The sequence below is a fragment of the Paenibacillus sp. S02 genome (assembly GCF_019454065.1).
GTDB classification, from domain to species: Bacteria; Bacillota; Bacilli; order Paenibacillales; family Paenibacillaceae; genus Paenibacillus; species Paenibacillus polymyxa_B.
The window spans coordinates 4185590-4204182 of record NZ_CP073682.1 but is presented as its reverse complement, the minus strand read 5'-3'; the positions used below and the strand labels follow the sequence as shown (position 1 = coordinate 4204182).

Sequence of the window (18593 nt, the reverse complement as noted above, 5' to 3'; positions counted from 1 at the left end):
CGCCTTATATTTCGATAATGAAAATCATTATCATACATAAGGAGGATTCACCATGAATAAAGGAACAAAGGGGCAAGCTGCCGGAAGCATGGCACATGGTGACCATAAATCACGATTTTTAATGGGCTGGATGCTGGCCCTTGTTCTTGTACTGACGGCTTGCGGTGCCGGAGCAGGTACAAATGGCGGCAATGAGTCTGCTACAACTCCAACGAACACGCCTTCGAATGGAGCGTCTCAGACTGCCGGAGCCTTCCCGGTTACGATCTCGCATATGAAGGGTCAGTATACGCTTAACGAGAAACCAAAGAAAATTGCTGTGCTTGATGTCAAATTTCTGGATCAATTGCTAGCCGTTGGCGAGCAGCCGGCAGGCAGTGTTATCGCTGAAGGCAATAGCACATTTCCAGAATATTTAGGGGATAAGCCGGGTGACGTACGGGTTTTAGGTACACGGGACAAGCCCAACCTGGAAGCGATTGTAGCATTGGACCCGGATCTTATTTTAATGACTGATTTTCAAGAGAAAGAGTATGAGAATGTAAGCAAAATAGCACCCACAATCGTACTTGACTTCTACGAGGATTGGCGAGATACGTTAGCTACAGTGGCTGCGATCACAGGTAAGCAGGCAGAGGCAGAAACTGTGCGTAAGGCTTATGAGGACAAAATTGCAGGACTGAAGGAGAAGCTGTCGGAGAAGTTGGGAGAGGAAACGGTAGCACTTATTCGTCCGAGAAAAGAAGGCATTCGTGTTCATGGTCTTGAGCATCGAACAGGCGGCATTCTGTATGAGGATTTGGGCTTAAAAATGCCTGCATTAGTCCAGAAGATCAAAGATGATACCTCCGTTGAAATCTCGATGGAGAAAGTTCCTGAGATTGGAGCAGATCATTATTTTGTTCTGTCTGATGAGTTGTTTGCGGCAGAGGCAGAGGCTTTGGATAGCAGTTCAGTATGGAAATCCCTTGATGCAGTCAAAAATAACCGTGCATATGATGTTAATTCTACACTTTGGATCGCTTATTATGGCCCACTTGCAATTAATATTATTGTAGATCAGGCATCGGAAGCACTGTTGGGATCGAATTAAAATGGACCATTATCTATCGACTGACTTATGGCAGCAAACGGCGGATGAACACTCGATTCGGCTTGGTGAGCCGTCTGAAGATAATGTCCGTATTATTGCTTTGAGTCAACTACATGAAGAAGCTGCATGCCGAGAGTATTTAAGCTGGCTTCAAGAGTATATTGGTGCGCCTGACATGAGAGTAGCTGCTTCGATGTTAGCTAAGCGAATCGGCTACCTGTGGATTGCTCCGTTGCTGACCGCGATGACCGTTCATCATCAGCATGTTTCTTTTCGGCTAGACAACAGCTTTCTCTATCATCCGACGCTCACAGCTAACGAGGGGGGGACGCATTTTCCTTTTCTAGCTATGAACGGGCTTCGGGCAGAAGCACTAACTGGAGACAGGGAAGTGTGGCGGGAAAAGGTGGTAAAGGAGATGTTTGCGTTACACCTTACACCGCTGTTAAAGACGCTTGCTGCGATTGCTCCTCTTTCGATGAGTATCCTTTGGGAGAATATCATGATACGCATTGTCCCATTATATACTCCTGAAGTAGACAATGCTGAGCAAGGAAGTCAGCACATCCAGGCAGATTTTTCATATCTGACGCAAGGAGCGCCCGGGCATTTGTTCGGTGTAAAAAGAAATCCGTTCACCCGGTTCACAAAAAATAAGGACAGCATTCCAGCCGTGAAAAGCAAGCGTACCACCTGTTGTTTTTATTACCAGATGTCAGGGGAATATTGCAGAAAATGTCCGAAAATTGACAATGAGAATAAATCTCAATTAAAATGACAACAGCAACAATTTTACTTTGCTAACAGGCCTGGTTGTAGTTAATTGGTTAAGTCCAGTCATGAGAGTCACTCTAGCAAAGGATGCTATTGTCAGGAGATGAGAGAAATGCCGCTACAAGAACAGACAAGTCTATGGAGTGATACAACGATCAAGATGCTTGACGAGTATAGCGGTACTTTGCAGACAGGCAGTGTTCTTCGCGAAACGGAATTAACCTCGAATGTGTTGTTGCTGGGATACGGAGGGGAAGGAGAGCTTGCAATGAATGGTGAGGTTTGCCACATTGGAGCTTTTTTTGCTGGTCATGTTGTTAAGGGGACATCCTTAACGCTGACGGCCAGATCAGACGACATTTATTATATCGTGATCATGTACAAGGCTTCTTCTATGGAGGGAGCCTCTCTTGTTTTGCCTTCATATCGAAAACATCCGTTGCGCACTTCATTTGTGCAAAATTCGGTAACCCAAGCAGAATGGATCGAGAATGCAGAAAAAATCGTTGCCAAATGGCGTCGTGGCGAAGGGATGGAACGTTTTCATGCCAATGCGTTGCTTCAGGGTATGATCTACGAACTGATCATGGATTACGAACGTGGTCAGGGAGGAGAAGCGTCTGACATGGTGGATGTTGTCGCTTCATATATAGCGTCGCATTATCGCCAGAATCTGGAGCTTAAAGAGCTGGCAGCCCTTGCTGGATGCAGCTTAAGACAGCTGCAGCGACGATTTAAACAAGAGAAGCAGCTCGGACTGACTGAGTATGTCATTCAGTTGCGCATGGAGAGTGCATCGCGGATGCTGCGTCACACGGATGCTCCCATCGGTGAAATTGCTGACAGAATGGGCTATCGCGACATGTATTATTTCAGTAGGGCGTTTAAGAAATATTATGGCATCCCTCCGCTGCGTTATAGGCTTGATGCCGCTTCGAAAACAGATATAGACTATGCTCATTCCTTGCAGCGGAACCGCACAGCTTCTTCATATGAGTCGGCCCAAGGCTCGGTGATATGCCATATGCGAGGGGAATACTATGTTATCGGATCTCCGAAGCGTATCGCTGTACTCGATGTGCAATATGCCGATCATTTGCTTGCGCTGGGGCTCTCTCCAGCAGGTAGTGTAGGACTAGGCAATGCAGTGTTACATTTCCCTCAAACGATCAGGGCAGGACTTCAGAATACTGAATTACTCGGAACATATGAGTACCCCGACCTGCTTGCAGTGGAACGACTGTCTCCGGATCTAATTATTTGCACCGAGGTACATGAGTCGCACTATGAACAGTTAAGCCGGATCTCTCCAGTTCTCATGTTTAAGCGCAATGAAAACTGGCAGACTATTCTGACTCTGTTCGGTGAACTGACAGGCAAACGAGAAGAGGCAAAGCGTATTATAGCGGATTATCACCGACGAACCACATTGCTGTCCGAAGAACTTGCTCCCGTTCTGGCAGGCAAGAGCGTGGCACTGATCCGTCCGCTGGATTCTCTGGTTCGCGTGCATTCTGCCTCTCATCGTACAGGGGCTGTGCTGTACCATGATCTAGGTCTGCCTGTTCCGTTATTTGTGGCAGATACCTCCGACACGGCCTATCACATCTCAGTTGACAGACTACCAGCTGTACATGCTAGCCATTACTTCTTGCTTAGCCATGAACTCATGCAGGAGGGAATATCCGCGACAGAGCAACGTGTCTGGGGAATGCTTGATACCGTTGAGCGCCAGCACATACACTCGGTCGATGCCGCGACATGGATCGGCTGTTATGGACCCACAGGCATCAATGGCATTGTGGATCAGATCGCTCAGGCTTTGTTGGCTTGATGGGAGAAGAAGTTGCTACTTGTGCTCATAGAGATTTTAACAGGAACTAAAGACAGTTCATCTTTGCCTTATGTCATAGAGGGAAAGTTGAACTGTTTTTTTATGGCCAATCCATCAGATAACATCATATCCACGCATCGGAGCCTGGCGGTTCCTCGGTCCGGCAAAGAGGATTGCCAGGGAGTGGGGGCAGGCGGACACATACGCACGGCGGCCGCTCATTTCGTTCGCATAAGTCAGAGGAACATCGTGAACACAGAAACGTTATATGCTAGAAATGATGGACAACAAATAGAATAAAAGAAAAATGCAAGAAAATAGATGAGAACACTTGTTTGTAGACGTGAACACAGGTAAAATATAGATACAATTGACTCTTGGGTGGGTATGGTTTTCCTTCGAAAAGTGAGACCATGGAAGTAAAAGATGCGGTGACTCTAATGTTACTATTTTGGACATCTATTCTTGCATTTTTAACATGCATCAATAACAACAAGAGAAGGTAAAAAATCACCTAAAGGTTAAGAGCCGAAGGTGGGTTTTTATTACCTGAGACTTAGAAGGGAATAAACCCTCCAAGCCAATTGTACTGACTAGATGTTGACCATACTTGGTCTTTCATTAAGGGTGTACTAACAGATGAAAAAAAATGAATCAAAGAAAAAATTAGATAAGTGAAGTGAAAAGCAAGTTAGTAAGCAAACTCATAGGTGAAATACCATGCAACAATTTTAAAAATCTATTAAAACAAAAACCAGAAAATGAGGGATATGCCCAATGACATTACAGGACCTATTTAATGAAAAACCAACTCAATTGTGGAACAAAAGAATGGTTGAATACGGAGATGACCTTTTTACGGAAGAGAGATTATTAATGTCTAATAAAGTCCTGGATAACTATCTAAACCAATTAATATTATTACAAGAAACTAAACATCCTGAAAGTATTATGAAGGCTGTAGAAGAAATTGTAATTTCTTTTAATGAATTGAATGATGCGAACGATTATTTTATTGAAACGATGGAGCGTGAAGAATTGGCTGAATTTATAGACAAGGCAGCAAGACTAGCTGGATTAGAAATTGAGGAAGATCAAGATATTACAGAAGAATGGAGAGAATGGTGATGGTGATTAAACAGAATTTCTAAGTAGATTCAATGAATTCATGGTACCTTTGTATAACATCACATCCAAGCATCGTCGCATTCGCTGGGATTGTGAATGTAGAATCGTTAGATGAAAGCCCCCGAATAAATAAAACCATCTAAAAAGGATGAAAAGAAAAAGTGATAAAATCTATTAGTATTGATGAATGGATTGGGACCACATTCAATGAAGAAATAGTTATGAATCCTACGTGGGCAGACACTTTAAGTTTTTTTAAAAAACTCGATGGAGATAAATTTACATTAGTTTTTTTTGAGGTATCAGATACAGATTCAGCATTGGTTGGAGGCGGACCGGAATATTTTATAGTGTCTATTACAATTGATGGTAATATATATACTCTTATGAACGATAAACAGGGAAACAGTGAAATTCTTCTGGTTGCTGGTGGTCAGTTAGGCAATTATTGCGATAACATTTGTATAGAATTAATTCCTATGCTTGAAGTAATAAAGTATTATTATGAAACTGGAAAACTACTCGAAACACATAAATGGAAACAAGAATAATAATTACTTTGAATGCAACTCGAAGAAGTGGGTTAACGTCATCTAACATCGCATTCAACGCCTCTGACCGGGACAAGCCCGGCCCTTGGCCTGGAAGAGGCATTTCGGAGGAGCGGATTCACCGGACACATTAGACCTGCTAATTCGGACGAGCATTCCCGATTGTCACCTTAAGCTGCTGAACTTCAGGAATACCCAAACGCTATGTGAAATCAACGAAATTATTTAAGAGGTAAACATGGTGTGACTGCTCGGCGCTTTTTCTTACTTCACGTGCAAGTTGCAATAAAATGAACATGAAGTAGACGGAACTGAGTGTTTACTTCATGTTCGCCTAAATTTTTGAGCATTGAATTATAGATGGATCAATGGATCTTTGGAGGTTCAGAATTCATCGTATCGTTAAGCTGGGTCACAAAAACACCTTCGTTCGGGCCAGGGTTATTTCGAAACATTTTCGCTTCTTCCACCAGAACTTCGTCTGTATCCGTGCCAAGTATCTTTATTGTTGCATCAATGAATGAATCAAGTGGCATCGCACGCGGTTCAACGTTGTTGCTTTGAACCCATGGGGGCACAATTTCTATTACTTTTACCGATGTGTCTTTAAGCATGTACCTTTGGGACAGCGTATAGGTATGAAGTGCTGCCTTCGTCGCGGAGTATACAGCAGTTGTCGCTAATGGTACAAATCCAAGTATCGAAGTCGTGTTGATGACAACCGCTTCTTCTTTGGCCTTCAAATGCTCGATGAATGCAGAAGTCAACCGAATGGGACCTAGCAAGTTTGTAGTGACAGTCGAAATCAAAACATCCTCATCGATCACGCCCGCCGCGTCATCGGACTGTATGATGCCGGCGTTGTTAATCAAGACATTAACATCCGGGTATTCTTCGATTAACTGCTTGGCGGTCGCCTTTATGCTGGCAGGATCTTGTACATTCAATTCCACTGCGGACATGCCGGGATTCGCTTTGATCGTCTCCTCCAGACGCTCTTTACGTCGACCGGAGATAATAACTTTATTTCCAAGATTGTGGAGAGCTTCTGCTAACGCACGTCCAATTCCCGAACCGCCGCCTGTAATAAAAATCGTGTTTCCTGTAAGTTTCAATTTTTAAACCCTCCTAATTCAATGTAAATTAAATTATCCAAACATTGTAAAACAATAGCTTTCATGAGTATGGCTCCTCTAAAATTGAACATATGTTGAATCATCAACATAAATTTTATAAAGTGAATGTATCAGAGCGGTATATGGGGTTCAATGGTTAAAACAAGCGTGGTTGTTGATTTTTCAACAGAGGACTTCGAAGTGTTCATTTTTTCGGATGGTACAAAGGGGAGAAGGATATGGACAGGCGTATTCAAAAATCGAGGCAAGCCATTATTGATGCTTTTATGAGGCTGATGTCAGAAAAGGAATTCGAGAGAATTACGATCAGTCAAATTGCGGAGGAAGCGAATGTCAATCGTGGAACGGTTTATTTGCATTTCGCTGACAAGTACGATCTGCGCGATCAATGCATGGAAGCTCAAATTAACGAGTTACTACGCAATTGTATGTCTGAAGATAACTTCTTTCATGTCCCTTCCAAAACCGCACTACTGCGCACGTTTGAATATTTGGAGCAGCATGCTTCATTCTACTCTAGAATGCTGACGAACAAGGGAAGTACGGTTTTTCGAAACCAAATGGAGACAATGTTTCGGCAAAGTCTGAGCGAGCATCTGGATTCGATCAACCTCGATCAGGATATGAACAGGGACATTACGGTGCAATTTTTAATTTCAGCGGCAGTGGGGGTATTGGAATGGTGGATTACCCGTTCGATGCCATATCCGGCATCGGTCATGGTTGAACAATTTTGGAATTTGCTGAACCGTGGTGTCGAGGGACACGAACGAACATCGTCCATTTGAGTCTCTAATTTAGAGGCTTTTTTGATGCTGGTGGAATAGTGGTTCAAATGATAGAAATAGAAATAAAGAAGAAGAGTCACTAAAAGCTCAGAAAAGTGAAAGAGATGCATATGAACTAATAATCAAACTACAAAACGAAAAAAGACCATATAAGAAAATTCGCTGATAAAAAAATTTGCAGATTGATTTTGAATGCATAGTGAAGAAGTTCGGTAACTTCTGATAATATAATATTCAAGCATCGAGTCCTCACGGAGCTTTAGCCTGTTGGGATGGAGGTCTAGGAGGCGTTTCATCAGACAACCCCGGAAAAAATAAAAAATGGAGGTATATTTGGTGCTGACACTAGAAAAAGCTAGAAAAAATGATGCACAAAAACTTGCTGAAATACAAAAGGCCAGTTTTGAGGATGAGTCAAAGCATTTTAAGAATAACGAAATCGTTGGGCCAATAGGATATGACTCCATAAGTTGGCAAGAAGAGATGATGCAAAATTGCGAATATTTCAAGGTGCTCTTTAATGGAGAAATAATCGGGGGAGCTATGATATTTGTAGAATGTAATCAAGTGCATAATCTAGGAAGAATCTTTATTGATCAAAATTTTAAAAATCAAGGAATCGGAACGAAGGTGATGGAGAAAATTGAAAGTAAATTTCCAGACAACACTGAATGGTGGCTGGATACTCCTAGCTGGAGTGTCAAGAATCATCACTTCTATTCAAAGTGTGGGTTTACTAAAGTTAGAGAAGAAGGTGACTTATACATTTTTAAAAAGACTTTATAAACTTATGTAATGTACAAACGTTATGAGACATCAGTGCTAAGTGTTACCAAGAAGATATTCAATGAGAAGAGTGAAAGGGAGGATTTACAATGAAGATTGATTTTGCGATTGAATCAGATTATGAGTATATCTCGTTAAGAGACAAGCACATACATAAGACACTGATAAGACCAAAAATAAAAGAAAATGAAATTCTAATAATTAGAGAATCCAATGAAGAAATAGGTTGGATGAGATATGGATTTTTTTGGGACAACACACCATTTATGAATATGATATGGATAGATGAGGAGTATAGAGGAACAGGTATTGGTAAAAAAGTTGTCCACTATTGGGAAGAATTAATGAAACAAAAAGGATTTGAAATGGTCATGACCTCAACACAGTCGAATGAAGAAGCTCAACATTTTTATAGAAAGCTTGGATATAAAGATGCTGGATGTTTAATGCTTGAGAACGAACCACTGGAAATAATACTGACAAAGAAGTTGAACCAAAATTAACGTTGAGTAAATCAAGGCAGGTACTGACATCTGACAACATAATATTCAAGCTGCGTCCACAATGGAGCCTAGGTCTGGGAGTTGAATTTCGAAGAGGGATTTCAGCGGACAACCCCTGACGGGGCTCATGAATACAGAGACGTTATCTGAAATACGATTAAATGATTAATTTATTTATAGGAGGCAAGGGCAATGAAGCGACTAAATCTAAGTACAATAATTAGTTCCTTCATATTAGGTTTATCAATTATTATTAGTGGCTTTTTATTAGTCACACTGGAGATAAAGAGCTGAATAAAGACGGAACAATTCAAAAAGAATATAAACCACTAATGACAATCAAAGAAACAGCTGAATACTTGAATATAACTGAACCCCAAGTAAGAATAATCATATCTAGTGAGGAAACTATATTAAAGACCACTGGTTCATATTCTGGCAAGATGTTTCCCATTATTAGAATTGGAACTGATATTTATATAAGTACAGATGGGTTAAAAGAATGGTTAAAGGAGTCAACAACACAGAGAACACAATATTAGAGAGAGCATTCGGAGAAAATCATACATCAGATAACAATATATTACGCTGCGTCGCTGACGTTTCTTGGTCTTCTCGAGGCTTTCGTAGAGCGGATCCAGGCAGCCAACCCTGCACTGCCTAACCACATCGCGGCCGGGATTGACGTCCCTTAAGGCAGTGAGGATTCGGAATACAAGAACGTTATCTGCAATTCTCAAAGCCTAAAAGGTATAATAGGAGGAGAGTATCTTGACCACAACTTTCACTAAGATAACTGGAGTTGGTTTTATTATTTTATCAGTATTAAGACTAACCCCTTTTATGAATGCTACTGGAAAATGGTTGTTATATATCTCAATTGCAGCGTTCTTTCTTATAATATATGACTTGCTGGAATTTATTGTTGAAGGCATATGGATAAAGAAAGGATTCATGCTAAGTAAATTTCTATTCAGTTTACGTTCTATATTTCTTGGGTGTGCGGTGATGGCTATAATCGTTTTGCCTAATATAAAGATCAATATTTCTGTCAAAGAAGTTAATACTTTTAGTGACGCCTTTACACTAATTAGCTTAGGTATAGCAATAACACTAATTGGGTTTAAAACCGAAAAAGCACAATCCATTTTGGATAATAGGAGAAGGACAATAGATAATGAGGTCAGAGAATTTCTTAATACAATTGAAGGGAAAAATATAATCAATGAACACATAGAAAAACTAAGAATAGAAAATACACAACAGATTAATAAATTGAATGCTGATTCTAAGTAGTAGCAACAGCAGAGTAACATAATATTCAAATTGAGCCCCTTCGGAGCCTCAATCTGCAAGAGGGATTCCAGCAGACAACCCCTGACGGGTTCTTGAATACAGAAACGTTATGAGAAATTATTAATAAGTCAAAACAAATAGAAGTTACACTACATTTTATGAGGTGACAAACATTGAATACAAAGGATGAAGAGTACGTTACATTAGAGCATTTTTTCGCAATGTTTTATAGCAATTATGATTCAGATATAAAAATGTTGAAAGAATATACAGAGCTCTATAAACAAATGGAATCAGGTGAAGTCATTAATGAATTAATTGACCAACTGAATGATTTTGAGTTATGTGTCGAGAGTGGGATATTTAAAGACATATTAGACCATTATGGAAACAAAATGAAGGTTGAAGATTTTAGAAAGAATATCAAAGGGCTTTTAGAAGATTTGAGTAGATAATGTGTAGGTAACTCAATGTAAATTCTCATAACAAAATATTATTGCTGCAAGCCTGACGGCCTTGGTCTGCAAGAGGCATTCCGGGGAGGTTTGATCAGGCAGACAAAGACAACCTCTTGAGGGGTTCATGATTTCAGGAACGTTAAGCGAAGTCATTGCTGGGTATAGAGAGGGAAAAGCATGCATATCAAAGGAGTAATTCTTGAGGGATTTTCTAATGCTGGTAAGACATCGGTATTGAGGGCTATTAAGCAGTACCAATCACAGGATGAATCGACAGAGAGAAGTGTAGTTATTCTTGGTGAACATTACACACAAATATTGAATAACAAGCATGGGAAGTTTTTAAGTTTATCTCAAGAAGAGCATTTAACCTTACTGAAGGAAAGAACAGAAATGTTAACAAAGCTCAATGAATGGGCTGTACAGTTAGGGCCTGCATCAAGAAGGGCCAGAGGATTATTTTACGTTTTAGAAAGATTCCACCTTAATCACAGGGTAGCTTTCTCCAACTCAGACCACATTGAAGTCATGACAATTGAAGAAAAACTCGTATCTCTAGGTGCAGAGTGCATATTGCTAACAATTTCTCCTGAAATGGCTGAAGAAAGAATTATAAGCAGAAATCCAAGTGAATGGATAAACAAGCCTGAAGCAGTAAAAATGTCAGTAAACGAATTATTGGAAACACAAAATATGTTAAGAGAACAAGCCAAACAATCGAAAGTGCCTACAAGAGAAATCAATACAGATGATAAAGACTGGAACAGATGTGTCAGAATAATCATGGAAGGCAATGACATTGCTTAACATCATATTCAAGCAGCAGCTACTGACGGAGCCTTGGTCTGATAGGTCGATTTCGAAGAGGAATTTCAGCAGACACCCCCTTTGGGGTTCATGAATACAGGAACGTTATGCGAAATCTCAGTAAATTAAATACGGTATGGAAGTGAATTGATGGAGGGACCAATCATAACTTGTATAAGTATAGGCGTTTATGGTCATGCACTTACACGAGGCAATAAATACATCGTAAAAAAAGAAGATAGGGACAAGTATAGAATTATTGGAAACCATGGAAAAGCAGTTTGGATATCAAAAGCTCATTTTATTGAAGGAAATATAGAAGTGCCTTATTTAGAAAGATGGAAGTTTGATGATGATCCAAAGGAATTTGATTTGGTGGAGGTGACCCTTACTTTTTCGGATGGAAGTGAACGATGGAGTTTGGTGACAACCCCTCAAAAATTAGTAAATCACTTTAAAAAAGAAATGGAACCACCAGGATTTAATATTAAACATCTTATTATAACGAAAACAATGGACCACGATGATATTGAAAAAATATTAAAATATTTAGAGGCCAATGATGAATTAACAGAAGCAAGCCAAGCTTTGGAATGTTGATTTGGAGAGGATGGAGGAATTGCATAACATAATATTCAAGCTACGGCTCTTATGGAAAATATAGAAACGTTAGGTGAAACATTTGAGAATCTAGAAATGAGGTAACTTCAATGATGCAATACAGAATCCGACCAATAATAGAAGATGATGTGTTTTTTTTATGGGAGATGTTATATGAATCATTATTTGTCCCAGAAGGTCAAGAGCCATTCGATAAAGCGATAATAAAAGACCCTTATATATCAAAATATATTGAAGGTTGGGGAAGAGATGGGGATTTTGGATTTATAGCAATGAACCATGAGGGTGAACCCGTTGGATCAATAACAGTTCGATATTTTAACGAGGATAATAAGGGATTTGGATTTATTGATAATGATGTACCCGAACTAGGAATGGCTTTGTTAAAAGAATACAGGGGAAGAAAAATCGGAATGGCCTTAATGGATGAATTATTTAAAGAAGCTAGGAAGAGGAATATAAAAAAATTATCCCTCAGTGTTGATCCGAGCAATGCAGCGGCAATGAAACTCTACGAGAGATTCGGATTTAAAGAAGTTGGGAAAGTTGATTCATCAATCACGATGGTTGTCGATTTGAGAAGTTAAAATACAGTAGTAATATGGATTATTTTAAGGAACTCAAAAGATATCAAGGGTATCGCCTAACATCATATCCAAGCAGCGGCTCCTTACGGATTCTGAGTCTGCGAGGTGGATTTCGGAGAGGCATTTCAGCAGACAACCCTTCGGGTTTATGAATACAGAAACGTAATCTGAAATATGAATAAAAACAAAAAGGAGCCAAAACAATGAGTGAATTGACTTCAGGAAGCTTATCACTATTGAAATATAAAGAAGCAATTCTTGAGCATGATCCTATATACGCTGAGGATTTAAATGACAAATGGTTTGTTTTCGTAACCAAAGATACAGAAGAAAGTGAAGAAATTCCAGAAAGTCTATTTCAAATTTCAGAAAAAATCCCGGTGTTATATTTTTATAATTTTGAAGATCACTGTTGGGGATACCGTGTAGTTTACAATTCACAAGAGATAGCAAGTCTTCATATATCATATGTGTTATTAGATACTTCAATTATTAAGCTTGCAGAAGAAAGATATCCAGAGGAAGATCACATTGAATTTTTATATGTCGACCCTAGAGGGGACAAAATCAGAATTGAATTAATTGAAGAAGTTCTGAGATCTAATGAATACAATGAGAAAATAGCAAAACAGTTTACAAATTGCAATCTAAAAACATTTAGATTTTTTGAACTAGATAATGAGCGAATAAAACAATTAGACGATATTTTGAATAATAATTACTATACACAACTGGAATCTGAGCATCAGTTAGTAGAAGAGTTTAAAGAATTATTAAACATTGAGGAAATGAGCTGGATACGAGCAGATAGAATGAATGAAGATTAGAAGCTAATAGATAGTGAGGGCTTGTAGATATAAGAACGTTAGGTGAAATACGGAGTGTTAGGAGGTTTGCATGAATTATTATGAACTAATGAATGAAGTATTCTTTAAAGATGGAAGTCTAAGGGACATTTATATATTGGATACAGAGATCCAAGTATGGGCTTTGGTTTTTGATTATTTGGAAAGTAATGAAATTAATTATCGAGTGACTATAGATGGGGTAATAACTAGAATTAGGGATATTACTGAATTGTTAAGAATAAAAAAAGAAGCAAGTATTGGGATAACTATTGAATATAGTGAAATTGATATTTGTGGGCATTTTTATGAAGGAAGCGTAATTGAATTTGATATTTCACCAATACAGATAGACTCAGAGAAAAAAATAGATGTACTCATGAACTTCCTAAAAGATTTAAGTCGGAACCTAAACAAAACGATAATTATAACTCCAGAAATGACTATGGAAGAGGTATTAGTTCGAGTAGAGCCCTGAAGGGAAAATTGAATTATTTATGTGAGTATTTCAGTGCATTCCACCTAACATCGTAATTCACACTGTGGCCGCTTTCGCTTCCTTGGTCCACTAGATGCGACCCAAGAAGCGAATTCAGTGGACCGTCTGAGAACTTAACCACGTAGCGGATAGCTTCTACAGAGCCTTAAGGTTCGCATGTTCGTGAATACACAAACGTTAGCCGAAATAACGGTAATATTGAAAAGGAGAATATACATGAAATTTACTTATACACTAAGTAATATTGGTTGGGCAGATGTACATCTTCGAATTGAAAATTCGGAAATTTATATTTCTCCAAGCTATCTCTCTGAGCCATTAATTGACTTAGTAAGAGCAATTGAAGTGTTGTTGCCTGAATGTACACCTGCGGATGAAGTTAAAAGTATTGTTCACTTTGATTGGGATTCGGAACCAGCTATACATAACTGGAAAATTGTAAAGAAATCACAAGAAAAGGTGCAAGTTAATATAACTGTCTATGAAGATGGGATAAAGACACATCCAGGGAAATTAGAGTTCAGTGAAGAATGTAACTTTAATGAATTCATATCAGAGGTTGTACAATCAATGGAAGTATTACTAAAGGATCATGGAATTTTAGGATATAGAAAACAATGGTATGCTCAAGATTTTCCGATTAGTAGTTATCTTCAATTGAAATATTATCTTGAGAATAAGAGCAGCTTTCCAACTACAATTAGAAATCCAAATGATTGGATTGAAAAAATAGAAACTAATTTGAAAGACGAACTAGATATTTTAAAGAAATACATTTTGTAAGCATTTAGATTTTAGCTATTAGGAATTAGTTATTCAAAGAAGCGACGTAATTAGATATCACAGTATTCACGCTGCGAGCCTATCGCCCTTGGGTCGTCCAGAGGTATGAGCTGGGAAGGGGATCAGGCGATCAACCTTGCAAGGCTAAGTATTCGACTCGGTGCTGAAGCACCTTAATCCTTTCGGGGGCATGAATACAGAAACGTTAGCTGAAATCGCCAAATTAAATAACAAGGGGAATTTTTTATGTCTGAATATTACTGGGACAATAAAATTGATTATCTAAGAAATACCCGCTGGTTGTACTATAACGATGATTACTTGGAATTTCTTATACAAAAGGTTTGGAAGATAAATAAACCTGTAAAGATCATAGATTATGGATGCGGCTTTGGATATTTGGGACTAAAGCTTCTTCCATTGCTACCAAATGGATCAACATATACTGGCATTGACAAGGGCAGGGAATTAATAAAGCAAGCCAATAAAATATTTTCAAAACTCCTTTATGATGCTGAATTTAGTGTGTGATATTGAAAACGTTGAATTAGAAAAGGAGTATGACATAGCAGTCAGTCATGCTTTTTTATTACATATGCCTAATCCAAAGAGCATTCTACAGAAGATGATTGATTGTGTTCAGGATAACGGAATGGTTATCTGTTTTGAACCACATTGGATTGGTAATATGGCGAATTATTATCTAGATGGGATTGAACAAAGCAACGTCATTCGCTTAGGTATTCTACAGGAATTATATGAGAGAGATAACAAGCGTACGGGGAAAGACGGAAATATAGGCATACAATTACCGATCATGCTAAGCCAATTAGGCTTAAGAAATGTAGGATGTAGGGTTAGCGATAAGGTGAACTTTCTTGATCAAAACATGGATCTTGAAAGTAAAAATATGCTTTATAGTTCTTTGAAAGAAGAAGGCTTGGGTCAAGAACCTAATGATGCTTCAGAAGTGATCAATAATTTATTGTCTAGAGGATTAAACGAAACGGAAGCTCAAAAACAATATGAAGCAGAAGCAACATTTTCTAAAGAATTCAATGATGAATCTTGGTTAGTATATGCACCTAATATGAAGATTTCCTTTGGTACAGTACAGAGACTTTTAAAGTAGGATATATGCAAAAAACATTATGGAGGTTATATGGGCACAGATATTTGGTTTTTTGTAGAGAAAAGGTATTTCAGAGACGAATATGAACAGATTGATGGTGCTTGGAGAAAAATTAAAAAGAGTAAGCAAGAATTAAATGATACTGCTACTTGGGTAAGTGCAGATAAGTGGACCGTTAACCCTTATTACTATCTATATCCAGAACACAAGACTTCTAAATTGAAACCAAGTGATCCTTATGAATTTTACAGTGGGGATAGAAACTATGATTTATTTAGTATTCTATCGAATACTAGGAATGATCATAATCTAAAGTTTATATCTTTGCCAAGAGGTCTTCCGGTGGATATTTCCCCTGAATTGAGTGAGGTTGCATTCGAGGATAAAGATGATTTTTATGACCACAGTTGGCTATTATTGAAGGAGTTAATAAATTTTAAATGGGATGAAAATTATTATTGTGATCAATTTATGGAATACAGAAATATTATAAATACATGTTCGGGCTTCATCAATGAAACAATTCCAAAATTATTGAAATTAGGGAATGCTGAAGATGTAAGAGTGATTTTCTGGTTTGGTTAGTACAGAATATTCGTCTTATTTATCAGGTGAGTTATGTGGGATTAGAAGATGTTAGTAGCTCAAAAAAGATGTGCTGGATATCCTATACTTAATGTTCAACTGCGTCTCCTGACGGAGCCTAGGTCTGCGAGAAGGAGTCTCGAAAAAGGATTTTCAGCAGACAAACCCTTTGGGGTTTATGAGTACAGAAACGTTATCCTAAATAATTGAATTTTGAAAAAAGGAGTGTGATACCATGAATGAGAAGTCACGGTTACTAGAGGAGTTCAAAGAATGGATCGGTTTTGTTTCTGAGATTCGTGAAATGGATTGGCAAATAACGATTGCTGAAGGTAAATGGTCAGTTCAGGATATCGTAAGTCATATACTACTGTGGGATAAATACTTTTTTGAAGCAGCAATAAGTCCCATATTGAACAATAAACCTTTGACATTAACACATATGGATTTTGAACAATTTAATCAGAATGCTATTGAATATGGAAAAACAAAAACGAAAGAAGAATTAATTAAAATGACTATTCAGTACCGTAACATGATATTGGAGAGTATAGAGAGTTTTGAAGACGATAAGTTTACTAAAGAATATGCTAACGGGAAGTTTACTGTAATATCATATTTAAGAGATTTTATCTGGCATGATCAACATCATATAAGACAGATTGATGAGCTTAAAAGAAAAGCAATGTGATTAAATAGGCGGGTGAATAATATGGGAGATTATTGGAACAAAAGATTTACTGAAGAAGGAATGATTTGGGGTTGTGAACCAAGTCAAACTGTAACCCAAGCTATAGATTTGTTCAAAAAGAATAATGTACATGATATTTTGGTTCCTGGTGCTGGATATGGAAGAAATACGAAGGCGTTCTCTTCTTATTTTCAGGTTGATGGAATTGAGATATCTAGTTCAGCTATAGATCTAGCAAAAGAATGGGATTTAAAAACGAATTTTATTCAAGCATCGGTATTAGAGTTTAGTACAAACCAAAGGTATGATGGAATATATTGTTATGATTTATTGCATTTATTTTTGTTGGAAGACCGAAAAAAACTGATACAGAATTGCGTGAAGCATTTGAAGGAATTGGGAGTAATGTATTTCACATGTTTTTCTGATTGTGATTTTAATAATGGTGTGGGTAGGGAAATTGAAGAAGGAACATATGAATACAAGAAAGGGAAATATGCTCACTTCTTTACTGAAGAAGATTTAATAGAACATTTTAATGATTTGAATATATTAGAAACGGGTTCCATAAGAGAAACTCTGATATATGCAGAAAAACAACAGAAAAAATATGAATTAAGATATATATTTGTTCAAAAGATTGGATAGCTATTCTAAGAAGCAAGCACTTCTACTACATCGTTTTATTGCTTCGCTTATCTCAAGTGGATTTTTTGTGCTTTTGAACAAAGCAAATACACTGCCGTAAGCCTAATCGCTAGGACAGTGTATTTGTCTTTAGAACCTGTATATTCGTTGAAAACTTTTTATTCCTCTCCGGTCGCCACCGGATTCTCCTCATAACTGATCCAGTCGCTCCAGCTTCCTGGATATAAACGGACCTTACTAAATCCAGCTTCATTCAAGGCGAGTACATTGGGACAGGCGGATACGCCGGAACCGCAATACACGATAATTTCTGCGTTTGGATCAAGGTCGGCAAAGTGCTGCTGCAATTGTTCCGCATTTTTAAAGCTGCCTTTTTCGTCCAATACTTCTTTCCAAAAGAAATTCACCGCACCTGGGATATGCCCCGCTGCTTGATCTATGGGCTCTTCCAGTCCCAGGTAGCGCAGTCGCTCTCTGGAGTCGATCAATATAGGTGAAAAACCGATATAGGAGCCAACAGGAACAGAACCTTCGGATACACGTTGCACTTCTTGCATATTTGTGAGCATTTGCGGCTGTACATTCGGTGTGAATGTACTTGGAATGCGAATTGGCTGGTCTGCCGTAACCGGGAACTTCGCTTCTTTCCAAGCGCTGTAGCCCTCTTCCAGCACATATACCTGCTCATGCCCGAGATAGCGCAGGAGCCACCAGAAGCGGGAAGCCATCATACCACCTTGGTCATCATAAGCGACGATGCGTGAAGATGCGTTGATCCCGGCACGACTCAGACGTGCGGCAAGTGTATCCGCATCAGGTAATGGATGGCGACCACCATGCTCACCAAGAGGAGCAGTAAGGTCTTCTTCCAAATCGAAGTGAACCGCCCCTGGAATATGGTCTTCATTAAATTGAGTCCGTCCAGCCCCGGCTTGTCCGAGCAGGGAACGGCAGTCAGCAATGATCATGTCCGGCTCATACAATCGGGCCAGCAGCCAGCGTTTGGATACGATGGATTTCATAGAGGATTCCGCCTTCCTTTATTTAA

At 38.7% G+C, this 18593-nt stretch carries 21 protein-coding genes and 1 pseudogene; 20 read left to right on the top strand and 2 right to left on the bottom strand.

Going from position 1 to position 18593, the window contains the following annotated elements; translation table 11 throughout:
• The first annotated feature begins 52 nt into the window (after nucleotides 1-52).
• The 5 genes from KAI36_RS18655 to KAI36_RS18630 all read left to right on the top strand — a co-directional run bounded on the left by KAI36_RS18655 (nucleotide 53) and on the right by KAI36_RS18630 (nucleotide 5380).
• On the top strand, nucleotides 53-1093 hold the full coding sequence (locus tag KAI36_RS18655) for an ABC transporter substrate-binding protein (protein ID WP_069080334.1): 1041 nt from the start codon (nucleotides 53-55) through the stop codon (nucleotides 1091-1093).
• Nucleotide 1094: 1 nt separating this feature from the next.
• Nucleotides 1095-1871 (top strand): (2Fe-2S)-binding protein, encoded by a 777-nt coding sequence (locus KAI36_RS18650; RefSeq protein WP_028542561.1) that lies wholly within the window; start codon nucleotides 1095-1097, stop codon nucleotides 1869-1871.
• A gap of 108 nt (nucleotides 1872-1979) precedes the next feature.
• On the top strand, nucleotides 1980-3701 hold the full coding sequence (locus KAI36_RS18645; RefSeq protein WP_220025693.1) for a helix-turn-helix domain-containing protein: 1722 nt from the start codon (nucleotides 1980-1982) through the stop codon (nucleotides 3699-3701).
• Between the two features lie 777 nt (nucleotides 3702-4478).
• Complete coding sequence (locus tag KAI36_RS18635) at nucleotides 4479-4829, top strand: hypothetical protein (protein WP_220025691.1); 351 nt, start codon at nucleotides 4479-4481, stop codon at nucleotides 4827-4829.
• 161 nt (nucleotides 4830-4990) lie between these two features.
• The gene (locus KAI36_RS18630) at nucleotides 4991-5380 is read left to right on the top strand and encodes a hypothetical protein (protein ID WP_220025690.1); all 390 of its coding nucleotides are present in this window, start codon (nucleotides 4991-4993) and stop codon (nucleotides 5378-5380) included.
• Between the two features lie 365 nt (nucleotides 5381-5745).
• Here the strand turns inward: KAI36_RS18630 and KAI36_RS18625 are convergent, their stop codons facing one another.
• Nucleotides 5746-6495, bottom strand: coding sequence for an SDR family oxidoreductase (locus tag KAI36_RS18625; RefSeq protein ID WP_220025689.1), 750 nt, complete (start codon nucleotides 6493-6495; stop codon nucleotides 5746-5748).
• A 239-nt stretch (nucleotides 6496-6734) separates the two neighbouring features.
• On the opposite strand from KAI36_RS18625, the gene KAI36_RS18620 reads away from it, so the two are divergent.
• From KAI36_RS18620 to KAI36_RS18550, 15 genes and pseudogenes are all read left to right on the top strand, one after another.
• Nucleotides 6735-7304, top strand: coding sequence for a TetR/AcrR family transcriptional regulator (locus KAI36_RS18620; RefSeq protein ID WP_220025688.1), 570 nt, complete (start codon nucleotides 6735-6737; stop codon nucleotides 7302-7304).
• A 336-nt stretch (nucleotides 7305-7640) separates the two neighbouring features.
• Nucleotides 7641-8090 carry a GNAT family N-acetyltransferase gene (locus tag KAI36_RS18615; RefSeq protein WP_220025687.1) on the top strand — a complete coding sequence of 150 codons (450 nt, stop codon included), beginning with the start codon at nucleotides 7641-7643 and terminating at the stop codon, nucleotides 8088-8090.
• A gap of 89 nt (nucleotides 8091-8179) precedes the next feature.
• The gene (locus KAI36_RS18610; protein ID WP_220025686.1) at nucleotides 8180-8593 is read left to right on the top strand and encodes a GNAT family N-acetyltransferase; all 414 of its coding nucleotides are present in this window, start codon (nucleotides 8180-8182) and stop codon (nucleotides 8591-8593) included.
• Nucleotides 8594-9364: 771 nt separating this feature from the next.
• A complete protein-coding gene (locus KAI36_RS18605; RefSeq protein WP_220025685.1) occupies nucleotides 9365-9889 on the top strand; it encodes a hypothetical protein in 525 nt (174 codons plus the stop codon).
• Nucleotides 9890-10062: 173 nt separating this feature from the next.
• Complete coding sequence (locus tag KAI36_RS18600) at nucleotides 10063-10344, top strand: hypothetical protein (protein ID WP_061829680.1); 282 nt, start codon at nucleotides 10063-10065, stop codon at nucleotides 10342-10344.
• 180 nt (nucleotides 10345-10524) lie between these two features.
• Nucleotides 10525-11154 carry a hypothetical protein gene (locus tag KAI36_RS18595; RefSeq protein WP_220025684.1) on the top strand — a complete coding sequence of 210 codons (630 nt, stop codon included), beginning with the start codon at nucleotides 10525-10527 and terminating at the stop codon, nucleotides 11152-11154.
• Between the two features lie 150 nt (nucleotides 11155-11304).
• A complete protein-coding gene (locus KAI36_RS18590; protein WP_220025683.1) occupies nucleotides 11305-11754 on the top strand; it encodes a hypothetical protein in 450 nt (149 codons plus the stop codon).
• Between the two features lie 110 nt (nucleotides 11755-11864).
• Nucleotides 11865-12362 carry a GNAT family N-acetyltransferase gene (locus KAI36_RS18585; protein ID WP_023989595.1) on the top strand — a complete coding sequence of 166 codons (498 nt, stop codon included), beginning with the start codon at nucleotides 11865-11867 and terminating at the stop codon, nucleotides 12360-12362.
• A 203-nt stretch (nucleotides 12363-12565) separates the two neighbouring features.
• Nucleotides 12566-13189 carry a hypothetical protein gene (locus KAI36_RS18580; RefSeq protein WP_220025682.1) on the top strand — a complete coding sequence of 208 codons (624 nt, stop codon included), beginning with the start codon at nucleotides 12566-12568 and terminating at the stop codon, nucleotides 13187-13189.
• 70 nt (nucleotides 13190-13259) lie between these two features.
• On the top strand, nucleotides 13260-13685 hold the full coding sequence (locus KAI36_RS18575; RefSeq protein WP_220025681.1) for a protein export chaperone secb: 426 nt from the start codon (nucleotides 13260-13262) through the stop codon (nucleotides 13683-13685).
• 237 nt (nucleotides 13686-13922) lie between these two features.
• Entirely contained in the window at nucleotides 13923-14489 is a 567-nt protein-coding gene (locus KAI36_RS18570; RefSeq protein ID WP_220025680.1) for a hypothetical protein, read from the top strand.
• 246 nt (nucleotides 14490-14735) lie between these two features.
• Nucleotides 14736-15621, top strand: a pseudogene (locus KAI36_RS18565) (class I SAM-dependent methyltransferase).
• Nucleotides 15622-15651: 30 nt separating this feature from the next.
• Complete coding sequence (locus KAI36_RS18560) at nucleotides 15652-16206, top strand: hypothetical protein (protein ID WP_220025679.1); 555 nt, start codon at nucleotides 15652-15654, stop codon at nucleotides 16204-16206.
• A 235-nt stretch (nucleotides 16207-16441) separates the two neighbouring features.
• Nucleotides 16442-16897 carry a DinB family protein gene (locus tag KAI36_RS18555; protein ID WP_220025678.1) on the top strand — a complete coding sequence of 152 codons (456 nt, stop codon included), beginning with the start codon at nucleotides 16442-16444 and terminating at the stop codon, nucleotides 16895-16897.
• Between the two features lie 21 nt (nucleotides 16898-16918).
• Nucleotides 16919-17545: a class I SAM-dependent methyltransferase gene (locus tag KAI36_RS18550; RefSeq protein WP_220028167.1), complete on the top strand. Its 627-nt coding sequence runs from the start codon at nucleotides 16919-16921 to the stop codon at nucleotides 17543-17545.
• 158 nt (nucleotides 17546-17703) lie between these two features.
• Here KAI36_RS18550 and KAI36_RS18545 read toward each other — a convergent pair whose 3' ends face one another.
• Nucleotides 17704-18567: a sulfurtransferase gene (locus KAI36_RS18545; RefSeq protein WP_190297662.1), complete on the bottom strand. Its 864-nt coding sequence runs from the start codon at nucleotides 18565-18567 to the stop codon at nucleotides 17704-17706.
• Nucleotides 18568-18593 lie beyond the last annotated feature (26 nt).